This is a genomic window from Burkholderia ubonensis (genome assembly GCF_902833085.1).
Taxonomy (GTDB): Bacteria; Pseudomonadota; Gammaproteobacteria; order Burkholderiales; family Burkholderiaceae; genus Burkholderia; species Burkholderia ubonensis.
In genome coordinates this window covers 429,054-449,959 of record NZ_CADFEB010000008.1, presented here as the reverse complement: position 1 = coordinate 449,959, position 20,906 = coordinate 429,054, and the positions used below count along the sequence as shown (strand labels likewise).

Genomic DNA, 20,906 nt, shown 5'->3' with positions numbered 1-20,906 from the left:
ATCAGTGATAGCCCGGCTGCGACAACCAATCGACGAACCACCAAATCAGCACGGCATCAAGTGCGAGCACAGCTGCAGTTACGCAGAACGCCAGATCCAGCGACACGTCCAGCAACTTGCGCGGCTTGTGTGCGTATTTGTCGTCAGCAGAAATCTGGCAGGCGTCGACGATGTGTTGCGGCCAGCGCGGCAGGCGGCGCGTGACGTGCATGATGAACCAGCGCAGCAGGCTGCCGGGTACCGTGAGCGGCGCAAGGAAAATCGCCGGACCGAGCATCGGGCCGGCCATGAACCAGCACAGTTGTGCGCCCATGCGAAACGATTCCCGCTTGCCTTCGATCGGCAGCAGAATTTCCGGCTCGGGCAGCGAATCAGGGCCTTCTTCCATATAGCGCCGGAAGTATTCCCATTGCCCACGCATGCCCTCTTCCGTGGGCCACATCACGCCCAGCCGAAAGTAGTCGTAGCTTCCGTCAGGAAGCCGTACATATCCGGCCATGACCCCTTTCACGAAACCTCGCTGCAAGGCTCCGCCACCGATCATCCCGAACGTAATGTCGCGCCAGCGGTAGCTGCTCACGCCGCCTTCTCCGTTGTGACGGAATACGTGAACCATCTGGCTTTTTCGGTCCAGGCGAACGGGATAGTGAGTGCAGCCGGTGAATGTCTTGAATAGGATCCGACTGAACCAGATAACGCCTGGAAGAAATGCAACAGTAGCAAACGAATTATAGAATAATGCACTCTGATTTGATGGACCGAAAATTGTATCGACATAGAGATAAGCCAAAAAGCCCGCTTGCAACAAAAATACAAACACCCAGATAATTTCGGGCGGCCCAACCTTTTGGTAAGCCCAATCAACAACGTCAATATAATTTTCGTTGAGCGCTACGACACTGCCGAGCGTGCAAGGTTCAGATATGGACCGTTGCCTTTGATAAAGCCGACTTTCCACGAACTGCTCACTCGGCGTCCACGCCGGCTCACGCAAATATCGACCCGACATCACGATGCCGTTGTTCCGTACCAGCAGCCAAGCCATCCAGGGTTTCATCCGTTCATCCCTATCAGTGATAGCCGGGCTGCGACAGCCAATCGACGAACCACCAAATCAGTGTGGCATCGAGTGCGAGCACACCCGCAGTCACGACGAATGCCAGGTCCAGAGACACGTCCAACGACTTAGGCGGCTTGTGTGCGTATTTGTCGTCGGCAGAAATCGGACAGATATCCACGATGTGTTGCGGCCAGCGCGGCAGACGACGCGTGACGTGCATGATGAACCAGCGCAGCAGGCTGCCGGGTACCGTGAGCGGCGCAAGGAAAATCGCCGGACCGAGCATCGGGCCGGCCAGGAACCAGCACAGTTGTGCGCCCATGCGAAACGATTCCCGCTTGTTTTCGATCGGCAACAGGATTTCCGGCTCGGCCAACGAATCGGGGCCTTCTTCCATATAGCGTCGGAAGTACTCCCATTGCCCGCGCATGCCCTCTTCCGTCGGCCACATCACGCCCAGCCGGAAGTAGTCGTAGCTGCCGTCAGAACGTCGTACGTATCCGGCCATGACCCCTTGGACGAAGCTGCGCTGCAACGCCCCGCCACCGATCATCCCGAACGTAATGTCGCACCAGCGATAGCTGCTCACGCCGCCTTCTCCGTTGTGACGGAATACGTGAACCATCTGGCTTTTTCGGTCCAGGCGAACGGGATAGTGAGTGCAGCCGGTGAATGTCTTGAATAGGATCCGACTGAACCAGATGACAAAAGGAAGGCAAAAAATAGTCGCCACTGAATTGTAAAATAGTGGGTCCGGGTTACGCCCAACAAATGCATCAAAATAAAACGAAAATGAAAATAACATAGGAACCAGCATCATAACAGCCCAAATAACCTCAGCTGGACCGACTTTCTGATAGGCCCAATCAACCACGTCCATGTAATTTTCATTAAACGCAATGACACTGCCAAGCGTACACGGCTCGACACCAGTACGTCGCTTTTTCTCAAGGAGGGACTGATTGAATTGTTCGCTCGGCGTCCACGCCGGCTCGCGCAAATATCGGCCCGACATCACGATGCCATTGTTCCGCACCAGTAGCCAAGCTATCCAGGGCTTCATCCGTTCATCCCTATCAGTGATAGCCCGGCTGCGACAGCCAATCGACGAACCACCAAATCAGTGTGGCGTCGAGTGCGAGTACACCGGCGGTTACGAAGAACGCCAGGTCCAGAGACACGTCCAGCGACTTGGGCGGCTTGTGTGCGTATTTGTCGTCAGCAGAAATCGGACAGATATCCAAGATGTGTTGCGGCCAGCGCGGCAGACGACGCGTGACGTGCATGATGAACCAGCGCAGCAGGCTGCCGGGTACGGTGAGCGGCGCAAGGAAGATCGCCGGACCGAGCATCGGGCCGGCCAGGAACCAGCACAGTTGCGCGCCCATGCGGAACGATTCCCGCTTGCCTTCGATCGGCAGCAGGATTTCCGGCTCGGGCAACGAATCGGGGCCTTCTTCCATATAGCGCCGGAAGTACTCCCATTGCCCGCGCATGCCCTCTTCCGTCGGCCACATCACGCCCAGCCGGAAGTAGTCGTAGCTGCCGTCAGGACGTCGTACGTATCCGGCCATTACCCCTTGGACGAAGTCTCGCTGCAAGGCCCCGCCACCGATCATCCCGAACGTAATATCGCGCCAGCGGTAGCTGCTCACGCCGCCTTCCCCGTTGTGACGGAAAACGTGGACCATCTGGTTCTTTCGGTCCAGGCGAACGGGATAGTGAGTGCAGCCTGTGAACGTCTTGAATAGTATCCGACCGAACCAGATGACGAAAGGAAGGCAAAAAAAAGTCGCCACCGTATTGTAAAATATCGGGTCCTTGTTCCAGCCAGAAAATGTATTTAAATAAACAAATAACGAAAATGACATTGGAATCAACATCACAATCATTGAAATAATCTCAATCGGGCCGACTTTTTGATAGGCCCAATCGACCACATCCATATAATTTTCGTTAAACTCAATGATGCTACCGAGCGTGCACGGCTCGACACCAGTACGTCGTTTTTTCTCAAGCACGGACTGATTGAATTGCTTGCTCGGCGTCCACGCCGGCTCACGCAAATATCGACCCGACATCACGATGCCGTTGTTCCGTACCAGCAGCCAAGCCATCCAGGGTCTCATCCGTTCAATGCCTTATTAAAGTTGTCCATTTCTTCAGCCGCATCTCTGTAATTGTTTTCCTCGCCCCAGAGACATTGGCGCACCCAATCCATGGCCGGTGGATCTTTCTCAATCTCGATGATGACACTGGTAACGAGGATAACGACTGTGAGCCCAAAAACAACTGGATTAAATCCTGCGAGGAGCGTACCCAGTCGAAAGATAAATTTGATGCCTGCAATAGCAGTGCGGAAACCGACATAAAGTTCCGCACCGGCATTAACTATGTATAGCGCTATCAAACCTTTTTGATCTCGGCGCAAGGCTTCCACAGCGTTTCCAACATCAATTGCCCCGAGCAGGATCGTCCCAACCCCACCCGCCACCCCACCCAGTCCTTCCCAGATCAGAAACCCCTTCTGCCCCAATCGCGCACCCAGCCACGGACTGAGCATCGGAACCCTTCTCCCCGCCACCGCCCGCGCCCCCACCCGCACGAGATCGAGCAAACTCCCCGCCCCGGCGCTGTACAGCGCAGCGATCTTCAACGTCGCCCGCCTCCCAAGATGCTTCATCGACGCATCCGCACTCGCCGCCTGCGTGAGCCCCACCATCGCCAGCGTCAGCCCGACGCCCGCCAGTACCCCCGGATGCGCAGCCGATTCGATGACCTTGCCGACCGTACCTTCCGCGAACTTCTCGACGCCAACCACCTTGACCGTCTTGCCAAGCGCGTCGCCACGCTGCGCGGGCGTGGCACGACCGTTCGCCAGACTGGTTTGTGCCTCCTCGTCGAATACCAGGGTCCAGAACCGCACCTTCTCGTCCAGCGGCACGCCTTCGATCTCGAACGTGCGCAGTTGATCGGCAAGCGAGTACTGCAAATTACCCAGAGAAATACCCCGCCCCGCTTGCGACTTGAGGATCACATCGAGGATGGTCTTGTACAGATCGCGTCGCGTAGCCGCCACCTCCACCACGCGAATGGGCTGGCCGCTGCGCATGCCAAGCGTCGCCCGCATGGCCGTCCCCTTCTTTCCGCCTTGTCGCAGGATGTTCGTTGGCAGCCCCCCCAGCTCCTGCAGCAGCGCAGGCAACACATCGGAACTCATGACCGCGTTGCGTCTCACGCCGAGCGCACCAATGGCCGCGCCGAGTTCCCTGATCTTGCTGGCGGCAGCCGAATAGACGACGAACAGGTTGGTCCAGTCATCCGGATTGCTGAACGGCTCGCCGGAACCGCTCGACACCTCGTCCACCGACTGCAGCAGCGATCGATGATTCAGGTTCAGCGCTCGCCAGAGCGGACTTTTATCGATCGATTCGTCGAACCAATCGCTATAAACGTTCATGCAGGCGCCCAAACCGCCCGTCCCGCGGATGCACGACAACGTCATGCCCGAGAAGGCGGCGCCGCTGTTGATATCGCGCATGTCGAAATGATGGTCGAGAACGGCACGCAGCTTCGCGCTGCGAAGCCATGCTGCATGCGCGATGGCCAACGGTGTGGTGTACTGCGCATCGTGCAGCGCGGACGCCTTTTCAAAGCGCGCTTCGAAGGCCTTCCGCTGCGCAGGATCGAACAGCTTCTCATGTGCCCCCCAGCGCTCGGTCCGAGCCGCCTCCAGCTGGGCCTGCGTCACCTTCTCGTCGAGGATCGTCTTCGCCGCCTTGCGATACTCCGGCACCAGCAGCCCCGTGTTGTACACGCGTTTGCCATCGCCGCCGTCGATCCATTCGACGTTCCGACGCGCCTGCCTTGCTTCGCCATAGACACTGACCTCCGCTTCCCGCTCGACATGCAGCTTGAGCGCCTCCAGGGACGAACTGAGTGCGGATTTACGATGCCAAGTCTGATCGGGATGTACCGGATCTTCAGCATCGTTTTGCGAAACGAAGCTGAACCAGCGCTTGTCGATATACGCGGAAATTTCCTGGAGGATGGCAACAGGATCGTCCAGCACGACGATCAGCCCCTTGTCCTTCAGTAATCGCTGAGATTCAGCCTTCAGAACGGCCGCGCGGGGCAACTGGAGCGAGCGCTGCCACAAAGCCGGAAACGGACTCCAGAAGAACAGACGCCGGCTATCCTCATCGGACATCGCATAATCGGCAACGACCGCATCGACGTTGGCGACGGCACTGGCATGCGGGGGCGCCTTCGCGGGCTGACCGTCGTTGTACCAGCGCTGAACATCGACGCACCGCATATGCAGCCGGCGAATCCCTTCAGACTCGTTGTCCTTGCGAACCGCAGGCGTCCACCATGCGTCGGAAAAGCCGAACCATACCTTTCCGGCAGTCTTCGGATCGCGAATGGTGATCAGGGAGGCGCTCGCCACCTTCTGCATGTTCTGTACGCAACCTTGATGGAAAGGCCTTGCCTCCGGGGGCACGTAACTCTCTACCGGAACCTGCGCCAGCCGCCCCTCCTGATCGACCGCGTAGGCCTCCCACGATTTGCTGACCTCGTAGTAGACGTACACATAGCCGCCTCGCAAACTTCGAACGGTGTAATGCGCCTCGGTGGTCTTGCCCAGCGCAATGGCGGGCGTCGGGTCGCCGACGGAAGACGCCGCCTTCGGTGCGGGCCGGGTGACGGGCGACTTTCCGGGCCTGGCCATGAATGCCTTCTCCGGTGCGATGCCATAGCGTGTCAACAGGATCGGCAAGCCTTCTTTTTCACAGTACGGACAGGGTGGAAGAGTCATGGGTACGCGATGGGGTAATTGAATCAGACGGATGGCGAGGACAGGTCCGTAGCGATACGTTGCCAGTCGGCCTCGCTGAATCCCAAGGTCACGCGACTGTAACGTCGTGGGTGCCCCTCGCATTGCGCGAGGATTCGCGCGATGATGCGATGGCGATGGAATTCGGGGTGATGCGTGACGCCTTGCATCGCAAAAGCGATCGCGTCTTCCTCATCGGTCAGACCAAACGACTCCGCGAACGCAAGCAACGAATCAAGCTGTTTTCCAAGCGCGGTGCGCTGGTCGGCCGAGGTACCCAGTCGCTCCAGTGCCACGTTGATCCTGCCTACGCGCTGCAATTGCTGCCATTGATCGTCGCGTAGTCGAAGACCCGGTGTGACCAACGCATCAGCGTCTGGCCGCAGGCGCCACCAACGTTCGAGCGGAAACAACCAGGCGGACGACGGCCCCATCAGCACCTTCTGCTGATCCTTGTCCAATATCCAGTAAAGCTGCATCAACGTGTAGGCGTCGTGATACCGAAGGTGGTACGGCTTGCGCTCCGCAGGCGAATGGACAGTCGTCACGCGTCGCAAATGACGGATAACGCTGCCCGGTGTATGCGAACTCTCGATCAGGAGGCTGAACAGCGGTTCCTCTCCAGCCGATTCTCGATCCACGATCTCGACAAACAGATCATCCCGGTCGGCAACGCCGAGCGCATTCAGGTGCAGAACGTATGGCAGTTGAGAGGCCCGTTCGGCATGGATCGCCGACGCCAACGACTCCAGGGGAAAGCGTTTCAGGCGCTCCAGATCCACCTGTAGCGGATCGATGACAGCGTAGCCACAACGTTCGAGCGCACGTCGATCGAGCTGGATGCGTTCCATCGCGTTACCCATCCATTGGCACAAGTGCCTCGTGGCGCGAAGCCGCGCCATGACGGGGCACATCGCAGTCCTGTACGGTCGCCAGCGCCGCAGTGCGCGTCGAACTTCCGGACGAGTCGATGTCCCACGACACACACTTCTCGATAATGTCGCCGGCAGTACCATTCTCGATACGGTTACCGTTGATCTTGATATAGGAGCCTCCCGCACCGATCCAGACTTCGTCTTTCGCTGTGAGGATCAGCTTGCCATTTGTGCTGGTCACGGTGACATCCTTCAAAGCGCTGAGCGAGACTTCGTCCTCCAGAGCCCGGATATCGACCTTTCCCTTGCCCGCGAACAGTTTGATACCCATCCTCCTTGCAAAGAGACTGATCAGCTCTCCAGCCGCTACCGTGAACTTCCGCATGACGCCGATATCTGCGTTTTCGCCGGCAGTCAGGGTGAGGTTCGCTCCGGCGCTGTGCTGGATCGTCTCGGGCGACGTGACGGCAATCGAGGCACTGGCGGACAACAGCATCACCGCCTGCTGGAGATCCTTGATCTGGTTCTGCAGCACATCGTTCATGGCCCGGGCATCGGCAGCGTCTGCCTGCGCGGTCAGGGCGGCCTGGGTCAGCTGCTGCATTTGCGATTGCGCGGCCCCAAGCTGCTGCAACGCCTCCTTCATGTCGAGCTGCTGCCCCGTCGCGTTCGGACGATCGATCGAGGAGAAGAACAGGCCTCGACCCGCACGTATTGCTCCGTAAGCGGACGTGCGCAACTCAAAACCCTCGCCCCTGCACTCGAGCTTCTGGTTCACCAGATAGCCAAGATTCAACTGCGACTTGCCCGAGTGCTCGGTGCTGAGCTTGATGCCCTCCTGCCCCGCCCAGTCCTCCATCCGCAGCTTGTTGTTGCTCTGCGTGCGGATCACGTTGCGCGACAGCCAGCGGCGATCGTTCGTCACCAGGTCGCGCGCCTGACTGTGGTGATGGAAGCCGATGATCTCCGGCTTGTCGGGGTCCGCATCCCGGAACGAAACGACCGCTTCGTCGTGGTCCAGCGCCGGGAAGTGGAAGCCCGTCTGCAGCTTGCCCGCGAACGGCTTGGCCAGCCGCAGCGGCACGCTCTCCCCGCCCGACGGCCAGTCCGCGAAGTCGACGTCGAACCGCACCGTGTAGTATCCCGCCGCGGTCAGGTACGCGTATTTGTACTTGTCGGGACTCGTCACCCGCGCGCTCAGCGTGCCGGCGATTTTCGGCCATTTCTCCGGTTCGAGCCGGAGCCGGAAGCGCCGGTTGGCGGGGATGGCCTTGTAACTGTTCGTGTAGGCCCGATCGCGTGCGCCGCTGTGCGTCACTTCGATCACGACTTGCCCGTCGGGCGCGTCGGGTAGCACGGTGTCCAGGTCCAGCACGCGGCCGGCCTGCAGCGCGAGCACGTTGCTCTCGCCTTCATAGACGATCTGCTCGGCGATCGCCGCTTCGTGGCGCAACTGCGCTTCCCATTTCGCGCCGGCCTGGTCCAGATGGTGCGTGCCGTACACATACGGCTGGCCGTAGGTGGTCGGGTCCTGCGGCGCGACGTTCGCTTCGTCCCTGAAGCGCTCCCACGCCTGCTCGGGGTTGTAGTCGGCCACGCTGAACGCCTGCGGCACCGTCACCGTGTGCGTCCTGAGCGCCGTCACCGCCTCGGTACCGGCCGCCTCGAGCCCTGCCACCTCACGATAAGGAACCGTCAGATGCGGATCCCACAGATAGTGATCGACGTCGTCGGCGAACACGACCTGGTCACCGTGCTCGGTCTCGACCACATAGCTGTAGATGCCGGCCTTCTGCATCAGCATCTGCACGTACGACAGATCGTCGGTCTTGTACTGGAAACGGAACAGGTGCTGCGGATACTCGCGGCGCAGGCGAAACGCGAACTGGTGGCCCTCGAGGCCATGACTGCGCAGCACCGCCTCGATGATCTGCGGGGTGGTCTGGTGCTGGTAGATCCGGCTGGTGGTGACGGCCTCGAGGCGCGCGAAGTGCGACTTCAGGACGATTTCGTATTTGGTGAAGTCGCGCGTGGTCTGCAGCGTCGAGAAGCGGGCGATGAAGCCGGAGAACCGGCGAGGCGCGCCGTCGTCGGGGACGATCATGCAGGCCGCGTCGCGATTCAGGTACTCGGTGCGAGCGAGCTGCAGCGGATGCGTGAGCGCGACACGCACCTCGGTAGGCGCGCCCATCCGCTCGGTTGCGAAAACCGACACGACCGACAGCGCGGCCGCGGAATCAGTGCCGGGCACGTCGAGGAAATACGTCTGACGCCCCGATACATCTCTCAGGTCCGACACGAACCGCTTCGCATCGTCAAACAGGCTGGCCATTGTTGTTCACCCCGTGTCCAGATAGCACTGCTACGCACTGCCGTCGTGGGCAGGATCGTTGCTTGCGCGCGATGCATGATGGATTGAGCGACAAACGATAGCCGCACGCCCCCTGACTCGGGAAGCGCGGGCTCCTATTATTCGAGCGGATTGTTGTATTTGATCGAAACGTAACAGTTGTTCACGTATGCGCTGTTTTTGAGATGATCGCCATGTTATACGCCGCTCTCCGCTGATGTCCGGCCATACCCAATACAACGTCCAACGAGTGTAGGATTTCAGAGCGATCAGACCATCAAAACCGCCGTAGTTTCCGGCACGCGTTCAAGAAAAAATGCGAATGCGATGAATTGCGTGGATCCGGATTTACTCGACTGGTGTCTGGCAGACCTGGACGAACAACTCGGCCGGCAGCTCGATGCGAGCCTGCACCACCCCGCATTTCAGGCACTCGAATCGACTTGGCGGGGCCTCGCCGGCTTTCTTCGACAAGCCTTCGATGGAGGCGGTCGCAGGCATCCGCGACCTGCCGAACTGGTTCGAGCGGGCCGAATACCTGAAATGGAAAGGCTTCCGTGAAACCGAAGATGCGCGCTTCCTCGCCCGATTGCCCTACGGGCCCGATACGGTGCCCGTTCGCACGTTCGATTACACCGAGAATGTGCGGGATTCCGGGCGAAGCGCATATCTGTGGACGAGCGCGGCATTCGCCTTCGCGGCCAGATCAGGCACGCTGAATGCAGCAACGCCCATCCGGTGTCCGACAAACAATTAGGCCGCGCTGCAGCGGCCCGGCAGCACGCCTCACCCCGCCAGCTTCTTCAACGCCTCGACCACCGCATCGCCCTTGAACGGCTTCACGATCCAGCCCTTCACCCCTGCCGCCTTGCCGCGTTCCTTCATCGCCGGGCTGCTTTCGGTCGTCAGCATCACGACGTTGACCGCCGCATTGCCGAGTTCGCCGCGAATCTTCTCGACCATCGTCAGGCCGTCCATGTTCGGCATGTTGACGTCGCTGATCACGAGCCGGATGCCGGGCGTCGTCTTCAGCTTCGCGAGCCCGTCCTTGCCGTCGACCGCCGTCGCGACGTCCAGCCCGTGATTGCGCAGGAAGCCCGCGACTTCGTCGCGCACCGTGCCCGAATCGTCAACCACCAGAATCTTTGCCATGCGTCATTCCCCTTTTCTTGCTGAACTTTTATCTGAAAACTTCAAAACAATTCGAGTTCGCCCGACTCGACCATCGGCCCGACGTCCTGCACCACCTCGCGGAAATCCTCCGGCGACCAGCTCAGGCTGAACACGAAGCGCTGGTCGATGCAGACTTCCTGCCCCGACGCCGGATCGGTCATCCGGTACTTGAAGCAGAGTTGCGGACAATCGCCGCCGAACGAGATGAACTTCTGCTTGTGATTGACGATCAGCGGCACCTGCACCGGATGGCGCGCGAGCGCTTCCGCATCGCCGAGGTAGCGGTCCTTGAACGCGCCCCACACGAGATTGGTGAGCTCGCCGAGCGCGCCGTTCACGTCGCGAAAATCGGGCGCGCGGCCGTCAGCGCGCACGCCGCCGAGCATGTCGAGCAGCGGCTGCTCGCTCGTCTGCAGCAGCATGTAGCCGCGGCACCACGCGCTTTCGAGGGCGATCAGGCTGAACACCTCGCCGAAGATGATCCGGTCGCGCACGATGCACGGCGTGTCGCGGCTGATCGTCATGCCGGGAAACACGCTGTCGAGCCGCGCCTCGGTGATCTCCGAGATGCCGCGCACGAGCGCGTTCGGATAGTCGAGGCTGAAGATGTATTCGTCGATCACGCGCCGCAGCGGCGTCATGTCGTCGGCGACGTAGGTCGCGCACGCGACGCGCGCGAGCGCGTCCGGCAGGCCGTCGCGCGACGCCTGCGCGTCGCGGCGCAGGATGATCGGCAGCTCGGGGCGCAGCGCGTCGATCTGCGTCGCGACGATCGCGCTCTCGGCGGACGAGCCGCCGTAATCCTCGGCGAGCAGGATCGCGCCGAGATCGATGTTCGAGCGCAGCACCTTCAGCAGCCGGTTGCGGCGCACCGTCAGGCCGATCAGGTTGTGGTCGTCGCAGAAGCGCTTGATCGCGTCGGCATGGGTGCGGCTGTCGTCGAGCACGAGCACCTTGCTGACGGGTTTGCCTTCGGTCATGGCGCGGGTTCCTTGGGTTCGGGTTCCGGAACGGTCCGGTCAAAACAGTTCGAGCTCGCCGCCGGCATCCACCGCCGCCGTCGCCGGCGCATGGAAATCGACCGGCGCGTTCGCGCAGATGCACAGCGTCGCGCGAACCCGCACGCCGTCGCCGAGCGTCACGTCGAACGCGGCGACATGGCCGGGCGCCAGCGCGGTGAAATACTCGATGCTCGCGTCGCTCAGCAGGTAAGGCGTCGACATGCCGAGATCCGGGAAATGGACGGTCAGCGCCTGGTTCATCGCGCCGCAGCAGAGGTTCGCGACTTCCATGAACGCCTCCTGCAGCGACGGCTGCGCACCGCCCGCCTCCGCGCCGCCCGCGTAATAGCGCCGCGTCGCGTCATCGTCGTTGAAGCGCAGCGCGAGCAGCAGGCGGAAATGCAGCGCCGAGATCGTCAGCACCGCGACCTGCGCGGCCGGCGCGGCCGGCTGCGGGCGCTCCCGGCGCGCGCGCGGCGGCTCGTCCGCCGCCGGCGCGATGTCGCACGCGCCGCCGCCGGATGCGAGCCGCGTGCGCGCCGCGTCGAAGAAAATCCGTTCGAAGCTCGCCTTCGCCTGTGCGCCGATCACGCCGCCGCTCCTTCCAGCCGCTCATTCAGTTGCCCGGCCAGCGTCTCGACGGTCGCGAGCGCGGCGGTGATCATCTTGCCGCCCGCCTGGATGTCCTGGAACGTCGCCGCGGTCACGAGGTCGTTGCGGTTCAGGCTGTCGCGATAGCTGTTCGACAGTTCCTGCGAACGCGCGGCGAGCCCGCGCACCTCGCTCGCGACGATCGAGAACCCGCGGCCGGCCGTGCCGGCGCGCGCCGCCTCGATCGACGCGTTCAGCGACACGATCGACACGTGCGCGACGATCGCGGACAGCTCCAGGTTCTTCGCGCGCATGTCCTGGTTCTGCGCGGTCAGCGAGATCATCTGCTCGTGCCAGCGCTCGAACGTGCCGGCGAGCCCGCGCAGGCGCGCGGCCTCGTGCGCGATCCGCGCCGCGTGCTGCGACAGCGCGTCCCGCTCCGCCGACACCGCCTGCCGTGCGTCGCGCTGCGCGTCCGCGTCGGCCGTCTGCCGCGCGAGCGCGTCGGCCAGCTCCGCTTCCTTCAGCGCCCATGCGTCGGCCTGCGCCGCATGCGCGGCCGCCGCCTCGCCGGCGTGCGCCTGTGCCTGCGCGAGCGCCCTGCGCAATGCATCCGCGTCGGCGGCCAGCCGCGCGACGAGCCGCGCGCGATGCACACGAAACACGACCGCCGCAATGATCGCGGCGACGATGGCGCCCGCCAGCACGGCGCCGATATGCGTCAATGCCTGCACGATCACTCCGTCGCGTTGGCGTCCGCGAAGCCGGCGCGCGCGTGGTCCTGCGTCGCGCCGGCGCCCTCCACCGCGAACGCGGCCGGCAGCGACACGATCGTGCGGAACGCGCGATAGGCGGCCCCGCGCCGGTCGTCGGCGAAGCGCAGCGCGATATCGCCGCCCTCGCGCTTCAGGAAACTGCGCACCGCGTCCATGCCGACGCCGCGCCCCGACACCTCGGTCACCTCGCGCGCCGTCGAGAAGCCCGGCCGGAAAATCAGCTCGGCCACCACTTCGTCGCCGAGCATGCGCGCGTTGTCCGCATCGATCCAGCCGCGCTCGCACGCGATGCCGCGAATCCGGTCGAGCGCGAGGCCGCGGCCGTCGTCGCCCAGCGTGAACTGCAGCATCCCGTCGGCAACGTCGACCGTGATGTCGATCGTGCCGGCGGCGGGCTTGGCCGCAGCGCGACGCTCGTCCGACGACTCGATGCCGTGGTCGATCGCGTTGCGCAGCAGGTGCATGAACACGTTCTTCAGCGTGCCGCCGATCTCGCTGCGCACGCGATAGCCGTTGCTGTCGATCCGCACGACGGGCGACGCCTTGCCGAGCTCCGCCGCCAGCGACGGCAGGGATTCCAGCACGCCGCCGAGCGCATCGCCGACGCTCTCGGTGCCGAGCAGGCTCAGCATGCGGCGCACCGCATCGCGCGCGGCGCGCCAGTCGGCGGCATTCGCGGGATCGACGCCGTCGAGCACGCGCAGGCTCTCGCTGATGTGTGCGCGCTCGACCATCAGGTAGTGCTCGCTCGCACGCTGCGCCGGCTCGCCGCTGCGGCCGAGCGTGACTTCGTTGATCGTCGCGTAATGCTCGACCGCATCGCGCACGCGCGCGAGATCGTCCATCAGCGCATCGCGGTTCCACTCGGGGCCCGCGTCCGCGCGGCGCAGCGTGTCGTAGGCCTGCTCCGCCTCGTGGACGATGTTCGTCAGGTGCTGCAGGCTGTACGTGCGCGCGTTGCCCTTGATCGTATGCATGTTGCGGAACAGCGCCGCGACGATCGAGTGATCCGCGCGCTCGTGCTGGCGGATCATTCGTTCGTTCTCGCTGAGGAAGCCCTTCGCGCTGTTCACGAACTGGTGGAACTTGTCCTGGCTGATCGACAGGATCTCGCCGATCATCTCCAGGCGGCGCTGCTGCTCGCCGGCCTGCGCGGTCAGCTCGCGCAGCTCGGTCACGTCGCGCACGCACAGCATCAGGCGCACGATCGTGTCGGTCTCGTCGGTGATCGCCGACCAGCTCAGGTCGAGCCACTTGTCGCGGCCGTCCGGCATGCGCTTCGCGACCTCGTTGACGAGCAGGTGCTCGTTGAATTCGAAGTTCATGCTGTCCTCGCCGAGGCACGCATGCACGGCCGCCTCGACCTGCGAGCGCGCGTCCGAACCGAGGTTCGAATCGTCGAACACGAGCGCCATCAGGTCGCGGCCCGCGATGTCCTGCGTCTCGAAGATCGTCTCGAGGTACGCCGAGTATTCGGCATGCACGACGCCGCCGTCGACGACGGTCAGGATGCCTTGCTGCATGTTCTGCAGCATCGCCTGGATGTCGGCGGTCTTCTGCTTGAGCTGCGCGGCGTTCTCCTGGATCTTCTCGATCATCCCGTTGAACGCGACGATCGAGTGTCCGATCTCGTCCATCCGGCCGACCGGCACGCGGCGCGTGAAGTCCTGGCTCGTCGCGATCTCGCTCATCATCGTCTGCATCCGGCTGAGCGGGCGCGTGATCTGGCGGTACAGCACGAAGCCGAGCGCGGTCAGCAGCACGATCACCGTGCCGGCCACGCCGGCGATCGCGGTGGCCGTCGTCGCCAGCATCCCGTTCAGCGCGCTGATCGCGTCGTCCTTCTGGCGGTTCTTCTCGACGCGCAGCGTCTCGACGATGCCTTCGAGCTCGTCGCGATATTGCGCGACGTTCGCGAACAGATAGGCCTGCGCCATCTCGGCCTTGCCGTCGGCCTTCATCTTCACGGTGTCGTCGATCGCCGCGAAATAGTTGGTGACGCTGTCCTTCGCCTGCGCGACGAGGCCTTCCTGCGCATGGCTCGCGGCCGACTTCGCCTGCACGTCGAGCGCCGCGCGCAGCGCCGCCTCCTTCACCTTCAGCTCGTCGCGCGCCTGCGCGGCGGTGTTGGCGTCCGGCGCGTAGATCAGCGTCATCGTCGCGATCTGGATGTTCTTCACGTCGGACACGACGTCCGCGGACGCGAGCGCGCTCGGCACGATGCCCTGCGTCACCTGCCGGACCTCGGATGCGCTCTTGCGCGTCTGGTAGACGGCATAGGCGCCGATCGCCGACAACGCGAGAAAGGTCAGGACGACAAGCAACGTGATGCGATGACGAATGGTCATGTGTACAGCTCCCCGTAGCGATCCGGCTTCAAACGCTCGTGCGTTCTGTTGAATGAATGGCCGAGCGCCGAATTATCGGGGATGGTTTATGACCGTCGGATGACCATGCGCGAATCGATTCGCGCGTAAATCGAAATGATTAATTTCAGGACGAAAATCCTAAAGTTCCTTTGCGGCTTGCCGTTAACGCACGGTTGCGCTTGCCCAGGAACTGCCGGGATCACCAGCCGGCAAGGCTTTGCGCCTGCCTTTCGCGTCACGCGAATTATCGACCGCGAGATTGCACGACGGGATATTCATGACGATCGGCAAAACGTTTGCGAATGATCGCCATTCAATTTACCGAACGAATCATGGTATGGAATAAGCACATCGCCGGATTGCTTTTCCAAATCACTTTGACGAATCGAGAAAATGCGCTGCTGCGCGCGACGGCAGCCCGTGCAGGCTGCCGTCTCCCCTGCCGTTGCGAAATCAGGCTTGATTCACCCGATCGGCCACGGACCGATGCATCGCCGCCGCCTCGCGCACCGAGCCGCGCTTCGCCAGGCGCCAGCCGACCGTCAGCGCGAGCGCGACGACCGGAATCATCGCGATGGTCCAGGTGCCGCCCGGATAGTCGAACGCCATCAGCACCAGCACCGCGACCAGGAACGCGAGCGTGAGCCAGGACGTGAACGGCGCGCCGGGCATCCGGAACGGCACGTCGCTCAGTTCGCCGCGCTTGACCTTGCGGCGGAACAGGATCTGGCACATCACGATGAAGCCCCACGTCGCGATGATGCCGAGCGACGCCATGTTCAGCACGATCTCGAACGCCTGCGCCGGCACGATGTAGTTCAGCGGCACGCCGATCGCGTTGATCGCGACCGTGAACAGGATGCCGCCGTAAGGCACGCCGCGTGCGCTCATCCTGGAAACGAACCGGGGCGCGGACCCGCCCATCGCCATCGCGCGCAGCACGCGCCCCATCGAATAGAGCCCGGAGTTCAGGCTCGACATCGCGGCCGTGAGCACCACGACGTTCATCACGGTGCTGACGTAAGGCACGCCGAGCTTGCCGAAGAAGGTCACGAACGGGCTTTCGTGCGCGCTGTAGGCGGACCACGGCAGCAGCGTGACCAGCAGCACGACCGAGCCCACGTAGAACAGCGCGATGCGCCACATCACGCTGTTGATCGCCTTCGGCAGCACTTTGCGCGCATCGGCGGTCTCGCCCGCCGCGACCCCGACGAGCTCGATGCTCGCATACGCGAACACGACGCCCTGCACGATCAGCACCGCCGGCAGGAGCCCGTGCGGAAAGATCCCGCCGCCGTCCGCGATCAGGTGGAGGCCCGGCAGGTGTCCGTCGAGCGGCCGGCCGCTGGCCAGGAACAGGCTCCCGACCAGCAGGAACACGCCCAGCGCACCGACCTTGACGAGCGAGAACCAGAACTCCATCTCGCCGAACATCTTCACGCCGATCATGTTCACCGTCGACACGATCGCGAGCGCGCCGAGCGCGAACACCCATTGCGGCACGTCCGAGAACACCGCCCAGTACTTCATGTAGATCGCGACCGCCGTGATGTCGACGATGCCGGTGGTCGCCCAGTTCAGGTAGTACATCCAGCCCGCGACGAACGACGCCCGCTCGCCCATGAATTCCCGCGCATAGGACACGAAGCTGCCGCTGGTCGGGCGATGCATCACGAGCTCGCCGAGCGCGCGCATAATCAGGAATGCAAAGATCCCGCAGACGAGATAGACGAGCGCGAGCGCGGGCCCCGCGTGCTGCAGGCGGCCGCCGGCGCCGAGGAACAGCCCGGTCCCGATCGCGCCGCCCATCGCGATCATCTGCACGTGCCTGGGCTTCAGCTGCTTCGCATAGCCGGCTTCGTGCGATGCGAACAGCGCATCCCGGTCGGCATGATGGGACGCGGCACCGCCGGCCGTGTCGGCCGGGCGCTCGCTGGCGTGTTTCATGATGTGTCTCCGATGTGATTGGAATTGAATGGGCATTGCGCAGCCGCCGCGCGCGAACGCCGGCGCGGCGGCTGCTGCGGCGACGACGCCGCCGCGTTCAGTAGACGCGGGGCTGGATCAGCGCGTCGGGCCGCAGCGCCTCGTCGAGCTGCGCCTCGGTCATCAGCTGGCGGCCGAGCACGACTTCGCGGATGGTCTTGCCGCTCGCGTGCGCGTCGGCGGCCACGGACGTCGCGCGCTTGTAGCCGAGGTACGGATTGAGCGCGGTCGCGAGCGCCACCGAGCGCTCCAGCGTTTCGCGCAGCCGCTCGGGGTTCGCGGTGATGCCCTTCACGCACTTGTCGGCGAGCGTCATGCAGGCCGCCGTCAGGTGGCCGAAGCTGCGGAACAGCGCGCTCGCGATCACCGGCTCGAACGCGTTGAGCTGAAGCTGGCCGGCTTCGGCCGCGAAGGTCACCGTCAGGTCGTTGCCGAACACTTCGAACGCCACCTGGTTGACGACTTCCGGGATGACCGGATTCACCTTGCCGGGCATGATCGACGAGCCGGCCTGCATCGGCGGCAGGTTGATCTCGCCGAACCCGGCGCGCGGCCCGCTCGACAGCAGCCGCAGGTCGTTGCAGGTCTTCGACAGCTTGACCGCGATCCGCTTGAGCACGCCGGAGATCTGCACGAACGCACCGCAATCCTGGGTCGCCTCGATGAGGTTCGGCGCGGTGCTCAGGTCGACGCCGGTGATGCGCCGCAGCGCCGCGAGCGCCTTGGCCGCATAGTCCGGATGCGCGGTGATCCCCGTGCCGATCGCCGTCGCGCCGAGATTGATCTCGCGAATCAGCGCGCCCGCCTCCTGCAGGCGCGCGATGTCCTCCGTCAGCATCACCGCATAGGTGGAGAACTCCTGGCCGAGCGTCATCGGCACGGCGTCCTGCAGCTGCGTGCGCCCGAGCTTCAGGAGCCCGGCGAACGCGTGGGCCTTCTCGTCGAACGCGTCGCGCAGGTGCACCATCGCCTCGAGCAGATGCTCGATCGCGAAACACGTCGCGATCCGCAGCGCGGTCGGATAGACGTCGTTCGTGCTCTGCGCGAGATTGACGTGCTCGTTCGGGTGCAGATAGTCATACTCGCCGCGCGCGTGCCCCATGATTTCCAGCGCCCGGTTGCAGATCACCTCGTTCGCATTCATGTTGGTCGACGTGCCCGCGCCGCCCTGGATGATGTCGACGACGAACTGGTCGTGCAGGTGGCCTTCGCGGATCTCGACGCACGCCGCGGCGATCGCGTCGCGGTACGCCTGCGGCAGCAGCCCGAGTTCGCAGTTGGCGTCGGCGGCCGCTTCCTTCACGGCCGCCAGCGCGATGATCAGGTAGGGAAACGACGCGATGCTGCGGCCGGAAATATCGAAGTTCTCTTTCGCGCGAAGCGTATGGACGCCGTAGTAGGCGTCCGCCGGAACATTTCGTTTACCTAAAAGATCGGTTTCGACGCGGAAGTCGATGCCTGCCATCGTGTGTCTCCAGTTTGGTCCCGTACGCCGGCGGACGCCGGCATCGAAAAGGCCCTCGGTTGATGCGCCGCGAAGCCGAACCGGTCTTCGCCGGCCTGCCGCCTGCGCGACGCGTTCGCATTCTATGTCTTTGCAAAAAAATACTCATTTCGTTATTATCGAATTCGGTTTTGCGTCACATGCAACAGCGAGGCAGGCATGAAGAAGGGGCCGAGAGAGGCTGGCGTCGATCACTTCGGCGCGATGCGCGCATTCGTGCGGGTGGTCGAAACAGGGAGTTTTTCCGCGGTCGCGAAGGAGCTGCGCGTGTCGACGTCCACCGTCGCGCGCAAGGTGTCGGCGATCGAGGAGGCGCTCGGCGTGCCGCTGCTGCACCGCTCCACGCACAGCGTGACGCTGACGGAAGCCGGCAGCATCTATCACGAACGGGCCGTCACGCTGATCGCGGATCTCGACGACACGCTGCGCGTCGTCGCCGAGCTGAATGCGCGGCCCAGCGGCCCGCTCAAGCTCACCGCGCCGGTCGCGTTCGGCCGGCGTCATCTCGCGCCGCTGGTCGCGCCGTTTCTCGCGCAGTACCCGACGATCCAGCTCGACGTGCGGCTGACCGACAACCACAACGACCTGGTCGCCGGCGGCTTCGACCTCGACATCCACGAAGGCGAGAACTACCTCGACAACCTGGTCGTGCAGCGGCTGTCGCGCAACGACAGCATCCTGTGCGCGTCGCCCGCCTATCTCGATCGCTGCGGACGTCCGGCCGAGCCGCACGAACTGGCGAGCCACAATTGCCTGCGCTACGTCCACCCGGAAGGCGACCCGCGCTGGGAGCTGGTCGGGGCCGACGCGCGGCACAGCATCCTGCCGGCGGGGAACCTCGTCTCGGACCACTCGGAACTGCTGCTCGACGCCACTCGTGCCGGGCTCGGCATCGCGGAATTCGAGATCTGGCTGGTGCGGGATCTGCTGGCGAGCGGCCAGCTCGAGGTCGTCCTGCCCCGCTATCGGCTGCAGAACAAGCTGACCGGCGAGTTCATCTATATGGCGTATCTGGCGAACCGGCGCAGCTCCGCGAAATTGCGGGTGCTGCGCGAATTCCTGGCGGAACGGCTGGCCCAGGTCGGCGAGCTTTCCGAAGCGCAGATGCAGAAGATCCGCGGCGCACGGCGCTGAGCGCCGTCGCCGGGGCCATGCAGGTCAGGCCGCCTGCAGCTCGAACGGGAACGTCGCGTGACCGGTCTCGACGCCCTGCGTGTTCAGCATCGGCGGACGATGGAACGCCGCCAGCTGCTCGCGCTGCGCCGCGGTGCCGATCTGCAGCCGTTCCAGGATCTCGCTGACGAGCATGTACAGCACGTCGATGTTGCCGTCCTCGATCTTGACCGAGATGCCGAGCGCGCCGTCGGCGCCGAGCCGCCGCGTCTCGCCGGACGCGCGCACGCCGAGCCCGTAGCACGCATCCGCGCCGAGCTTGCCGACGACGCTGCCGCCGAACGCCCGCATCAGCACGGTGCAATAGCGGCCGTCGCCGGCGACCATCTCGGGATGGCGCGTCATCGCGTGATGAATCCGCGCCAGCACGCCGATGCGCGCGGCGTGCGGCGCATTGCCGGCTTCCGTCGCCTCCATGGCGTCCGCGGCATCCGCGAGGCCCGCGTAGATGCGGGCCAGGCGATCGAGCGGAAACGCCGGCGTGGGCAGGTTGCAGCCGTCGATCGCCCACTCGACCTCGTCGTCGTGCAGCCCGCATGCTTCGGCGACGACGCGCTTCACCCGCACCTGCATCGGATGGTCCGGCAGATGGTAGTCCGCGATCGCCGCGCCGATCGCCTGCGCGCCGGCCAGCATGCCGACATGCTTGCCCGAGCAGTTGCTGCACACCCCGGTCGGGGTGTAGTCGCGCCTGATCCATGAGCGCAGCACCGCGTCGGACAGCGGCGCATGCCCGCCGCACCGCAAGTCCGATTCCTGCGCGTGCACCTTGGCCAGCATCGCGCGGGTTCGCTCGACGTGGCGGTCCTCGCTGCTGTGCGACGCGCACATCAGCGCCAGGTCCGCTTCGTCGAAGCCGAACCGGTCGGGGCCGCCCGTCTCGAGCACGGACAACGCCTGCGCCGGCTTGGCCGCCGAGCGCGCGAGCGTCATCCGGAACGGGTCGCCCAGCCGGTACAGCAGCCTGCCGTGCGCATCCACCACCGCGACGTGCGCCGCGTGCGTGTTCTCGATCGCATTTCCGCGGTACGTGACTACCGCCGCGCCGTTCGTATCCATCCTGTCTCCATTTCTCACGGCCGCGTGACCGGGCCTCGTCAAATCGAGGCGAAAGTGTATCGAGTCCCCTCCGCGCCGGGCGAACGCGCGGATGGAAAGTGGTGTTGCGCCCGGTGCAAAGACGCTCGCTATCGTGCACGAGCGAGCCAACC

General features: G+C 63.7%; 17 protein-coding genes. 3 read left to right on the top strand and 14 right to left on the bottom strand.

The genetic code is table 11. The features are described from left to right. Position 1 precedes the first annotated feature (1 nt). From HWX31_RS35035 to HWX31_RS24150, 6 genes are read right to left on the bottom strand one after another with little or no spacing between them, the layout of a single operon-like run. Positions 2 to 1,045 carry a DUF6708 domain-containing protein gene (locus HWX31_RS35035; RefSeq protein WP_244143828.1) on the bottom strand — a complete coding sequence of 348 codons (1,044 nt, stop codon included), beginning with the start codon at positions 1,043 to 1,045 and terminating at the stop codon, positions 2 to 4. Positions 1,046 to 1,070: 25 nt separating this feature from the next. Continuing rightward, the gene (locus tag HWX31_RS35030; protein ID WP_244143827.1) at positions 1,071 to 2,123 is read right to left on the bottom strand and encodes a DUF6708 domain-containing protein; all 1,053 of its coding nucleotides are present in this window, start codon (positions 2,121 to 2,123) and stop codon (positions 1,071 to 1,073) included. A 13-nt stretch (positions 2,124 to 2,136) separates the two neighbouring features. Continuing rightward, positions 2,137 to 3,177 carry a DUF6708 domain-containing protein gene (locus tag HWX31_RS35025; RefSeq protein ID WP_244143826.1) on the bottom strand — a complete coding sequence of 347 codons (1,041 nt, stop codon included), beginning with the start codon at positions 3,175 to 3,177 and terminating at the stop codon, positions 2,137 to 2,139. Positions 3,178 to 3,185: 8 nt separating this feature from the next. Beyond that, on the bottom strand, positions 3,186 to 5,879 hold the full coding sequence (locus HWX31_RS24160) for a T6SS effector BTH_I2691 family protein (RefSeq protein ID WP_244143825.1): 2,694 nt from the start codon (positions 5,877 to 5,879) through the stop codon (positions 3,186 to 3,188). A 23-nt stretch (positions 5,880 to 5,902) separates the two neighbouring features. Then, the gene (locus tag HWX31_RS24155) at positions 5,903 to 6,748 is read right to left on the bottom strand and encodes a DUF4123 domain-containing protein (protein WP_174965980.1); all 846 of its coding nucleotides are present in this window, start codon (positions 6,746 to 6,748) and stop codon (positions 5,903 to 5,905) included. A gap of 4 nt (positions 6,749 to 6,752) precedes the next feature. Next, positions 6,753 to 9,104 carry a type VI secretion system Vgr family protein gene (locus tag HWX31_RS24150; protein ID WP_174965981.1) on the bottom strand — a complete coding sequence of 784 codons (2,352 nt, stop codon included), beginning with the start codon at positions 9,102 to 9,104 and terminating at the stop codon, positions 6,753 to 6,755. 345 nt (positions 9,105 to 9,449) lie between these two features. Between HWX31_RS24150 and HWX31_RS35410 the strand changes: the two genes are divergently transcribed. After that, the gene (locus HWX31_RS35410; RefSeq protein WP_254597640.1) at positions 9,450 to 9,683 is read left to right on the top strand and encodes a type VI secretion system contractile sheath domain-containing protein; all 234 of its coding nucleotides are present in this window, start codon (positions 9,450 to 9,452) and stop codon (positions 9,681 to 9,683) included. Continuing rightward, positions 9,604 to 9,879, top strand: coding sequence for a type VI secretion system contractile sheath domain-containing protein (locus HWX31_RS24145; protein WP_254597641.1), 276 nt, complete (start codon positions 9,604 to 9,606; stop codon positions 9,877 to 9,879). The genes HWX31_RS35410 and HWX31_RS24145 overlap by 80 nt, the downstream gene beginning before the upstream one ends. 29 nt (positions 9,880 to 9,908) lie before the next feature. On the opposite strand, the gene HWX31_RS24140 is transcribed toward HWX31_RS24145, so the two are convergent. The 7 genes from HWX31_RS24140 to aspA form a co-directional block, all read right to left on the bottom strand. Next, positions 9,909 to 10,274, bottom strand: a complete 366-nt coding sequence (locus HWX31_RS24140; protein ID WP_010097353.1) for a response regulator — start codon at positions 10,272 to 10,274, stop codon at positions 9,909 to 9,911. Positions 10,275 to 10,315: 41 nt separating this feature from the next. After that, positions 10,316 to 11,275: a chemotaxis protein CheX gene (locus tag HWX31_RS24135; protein ID WP_174965982.1), complete on the bottom strand. Its 960-nt coding sequence runs from the start codon at positions 11,273 to 11,275 to the stop codon at positions 10,316 to 10,318. A 39-nt stretch (positions 11,276 to 11,314) separates the two neighbouring features. Then, a complete protein-coding gene (locus tag HWX31_RS24130; RefSeq protein ID WP_175933973.1) occupies positions 11,315 to 11,887 on the bottom strand; it encodes a hypothetical protein in 573 nt (190 codons plus the stop codon). Then, positions 11,884 to 12,627, bottom strand: a complete 744-nt coding sequence (locus HWX31_RS35020) for a methyl-accepting chemotaxis protein (RefSeq protein ID WP_415494295.1) — start codon at positions 12,625 to 12,627, stop codon at positions 11,884 to 11,886. Before HWX31_RS35020 ends, HWX31_RS24130 begins: the two co-directional genes overlap by 4 nt. Continuing rightward, positions 12,624 to 15,011 carry an ATP-binding protein gene (locus HWX31_RS24120; protein ID WP_174966004.1) on the bottom strand — a complete coding sequence of 796 codons (2,388 nt, stop codon included), beginning with the start codon at positions 15,009 to 15,011 and terminating at the stop codon, positions 12,624 to 12,626. The genes HWX31_RS35020 and HWX31_RS24120 overlap by 4 nt, the downstream gene beginning before the upstream one ends. A 474-nt stretch (positions 15,012 to 15,485) precedes the next feature. Further along, positions 15,486 to 16,979 (bottom strand): amino acid permease, encoded by a 1,494-nt coding sequence (locus tag HWX31_RS24115; protein WP_174966003.1) that lies wholly within the window; start codon positions 16,977 to 16,979, stop codon positions 15,486 to 15,488. Between the two features lie 97 nt (positions 16,980 to 17,076). Continuing rightward, complete coding sequence (aspA, locus tag HWX31_RS24110) at positions 17,077 to 18,483, bottom strand: aspartate ammonia-lyase (RefSeq protein ID WP_059715316.1); 1,407 nt, start codon at positions 18,481 to 18,483, stop codon at positions 17,077 to 17,079. A 198-nt stretch (positions 18,484 to 18,681) separates the two neighbouring features. Between aspA and HWX31_RS24105 the strand changes: the two genes are divergently transcribed. Next, positions 18,682 to 19,656 carry a LysR family transcriptional regulator gene (locus HWX31_RS24105; protein ID WP_174966002.1) on the top strand — a complete coding sequence of 325 codons (975 nt, stop codon included), beginning with the start codon at positions 18,682 to 18,684 and terminating at the stop codon, positions 19,654 to 19,656. Positions 19,657 to 19,680: 24 nt separating this feature from the next. Here the strand turns inward: HWX31_RS24105 and HWX31_RS24100 are convergent, their stop codons facing one another. Beyond that, on the bottom strand, positions 19,681 to 20,754 hold the full coding sequence (locus HWX31_RS24100; RefSeq protein ID WP_174966001.1) for an asparaginase: 1,074 nt from the start codon (positions 20,752 to 20,754) through the stop codon (positions 19,681 to 19,683). Positions 20,755 to 20,906 lie beyond the last annotated feature (152 nt).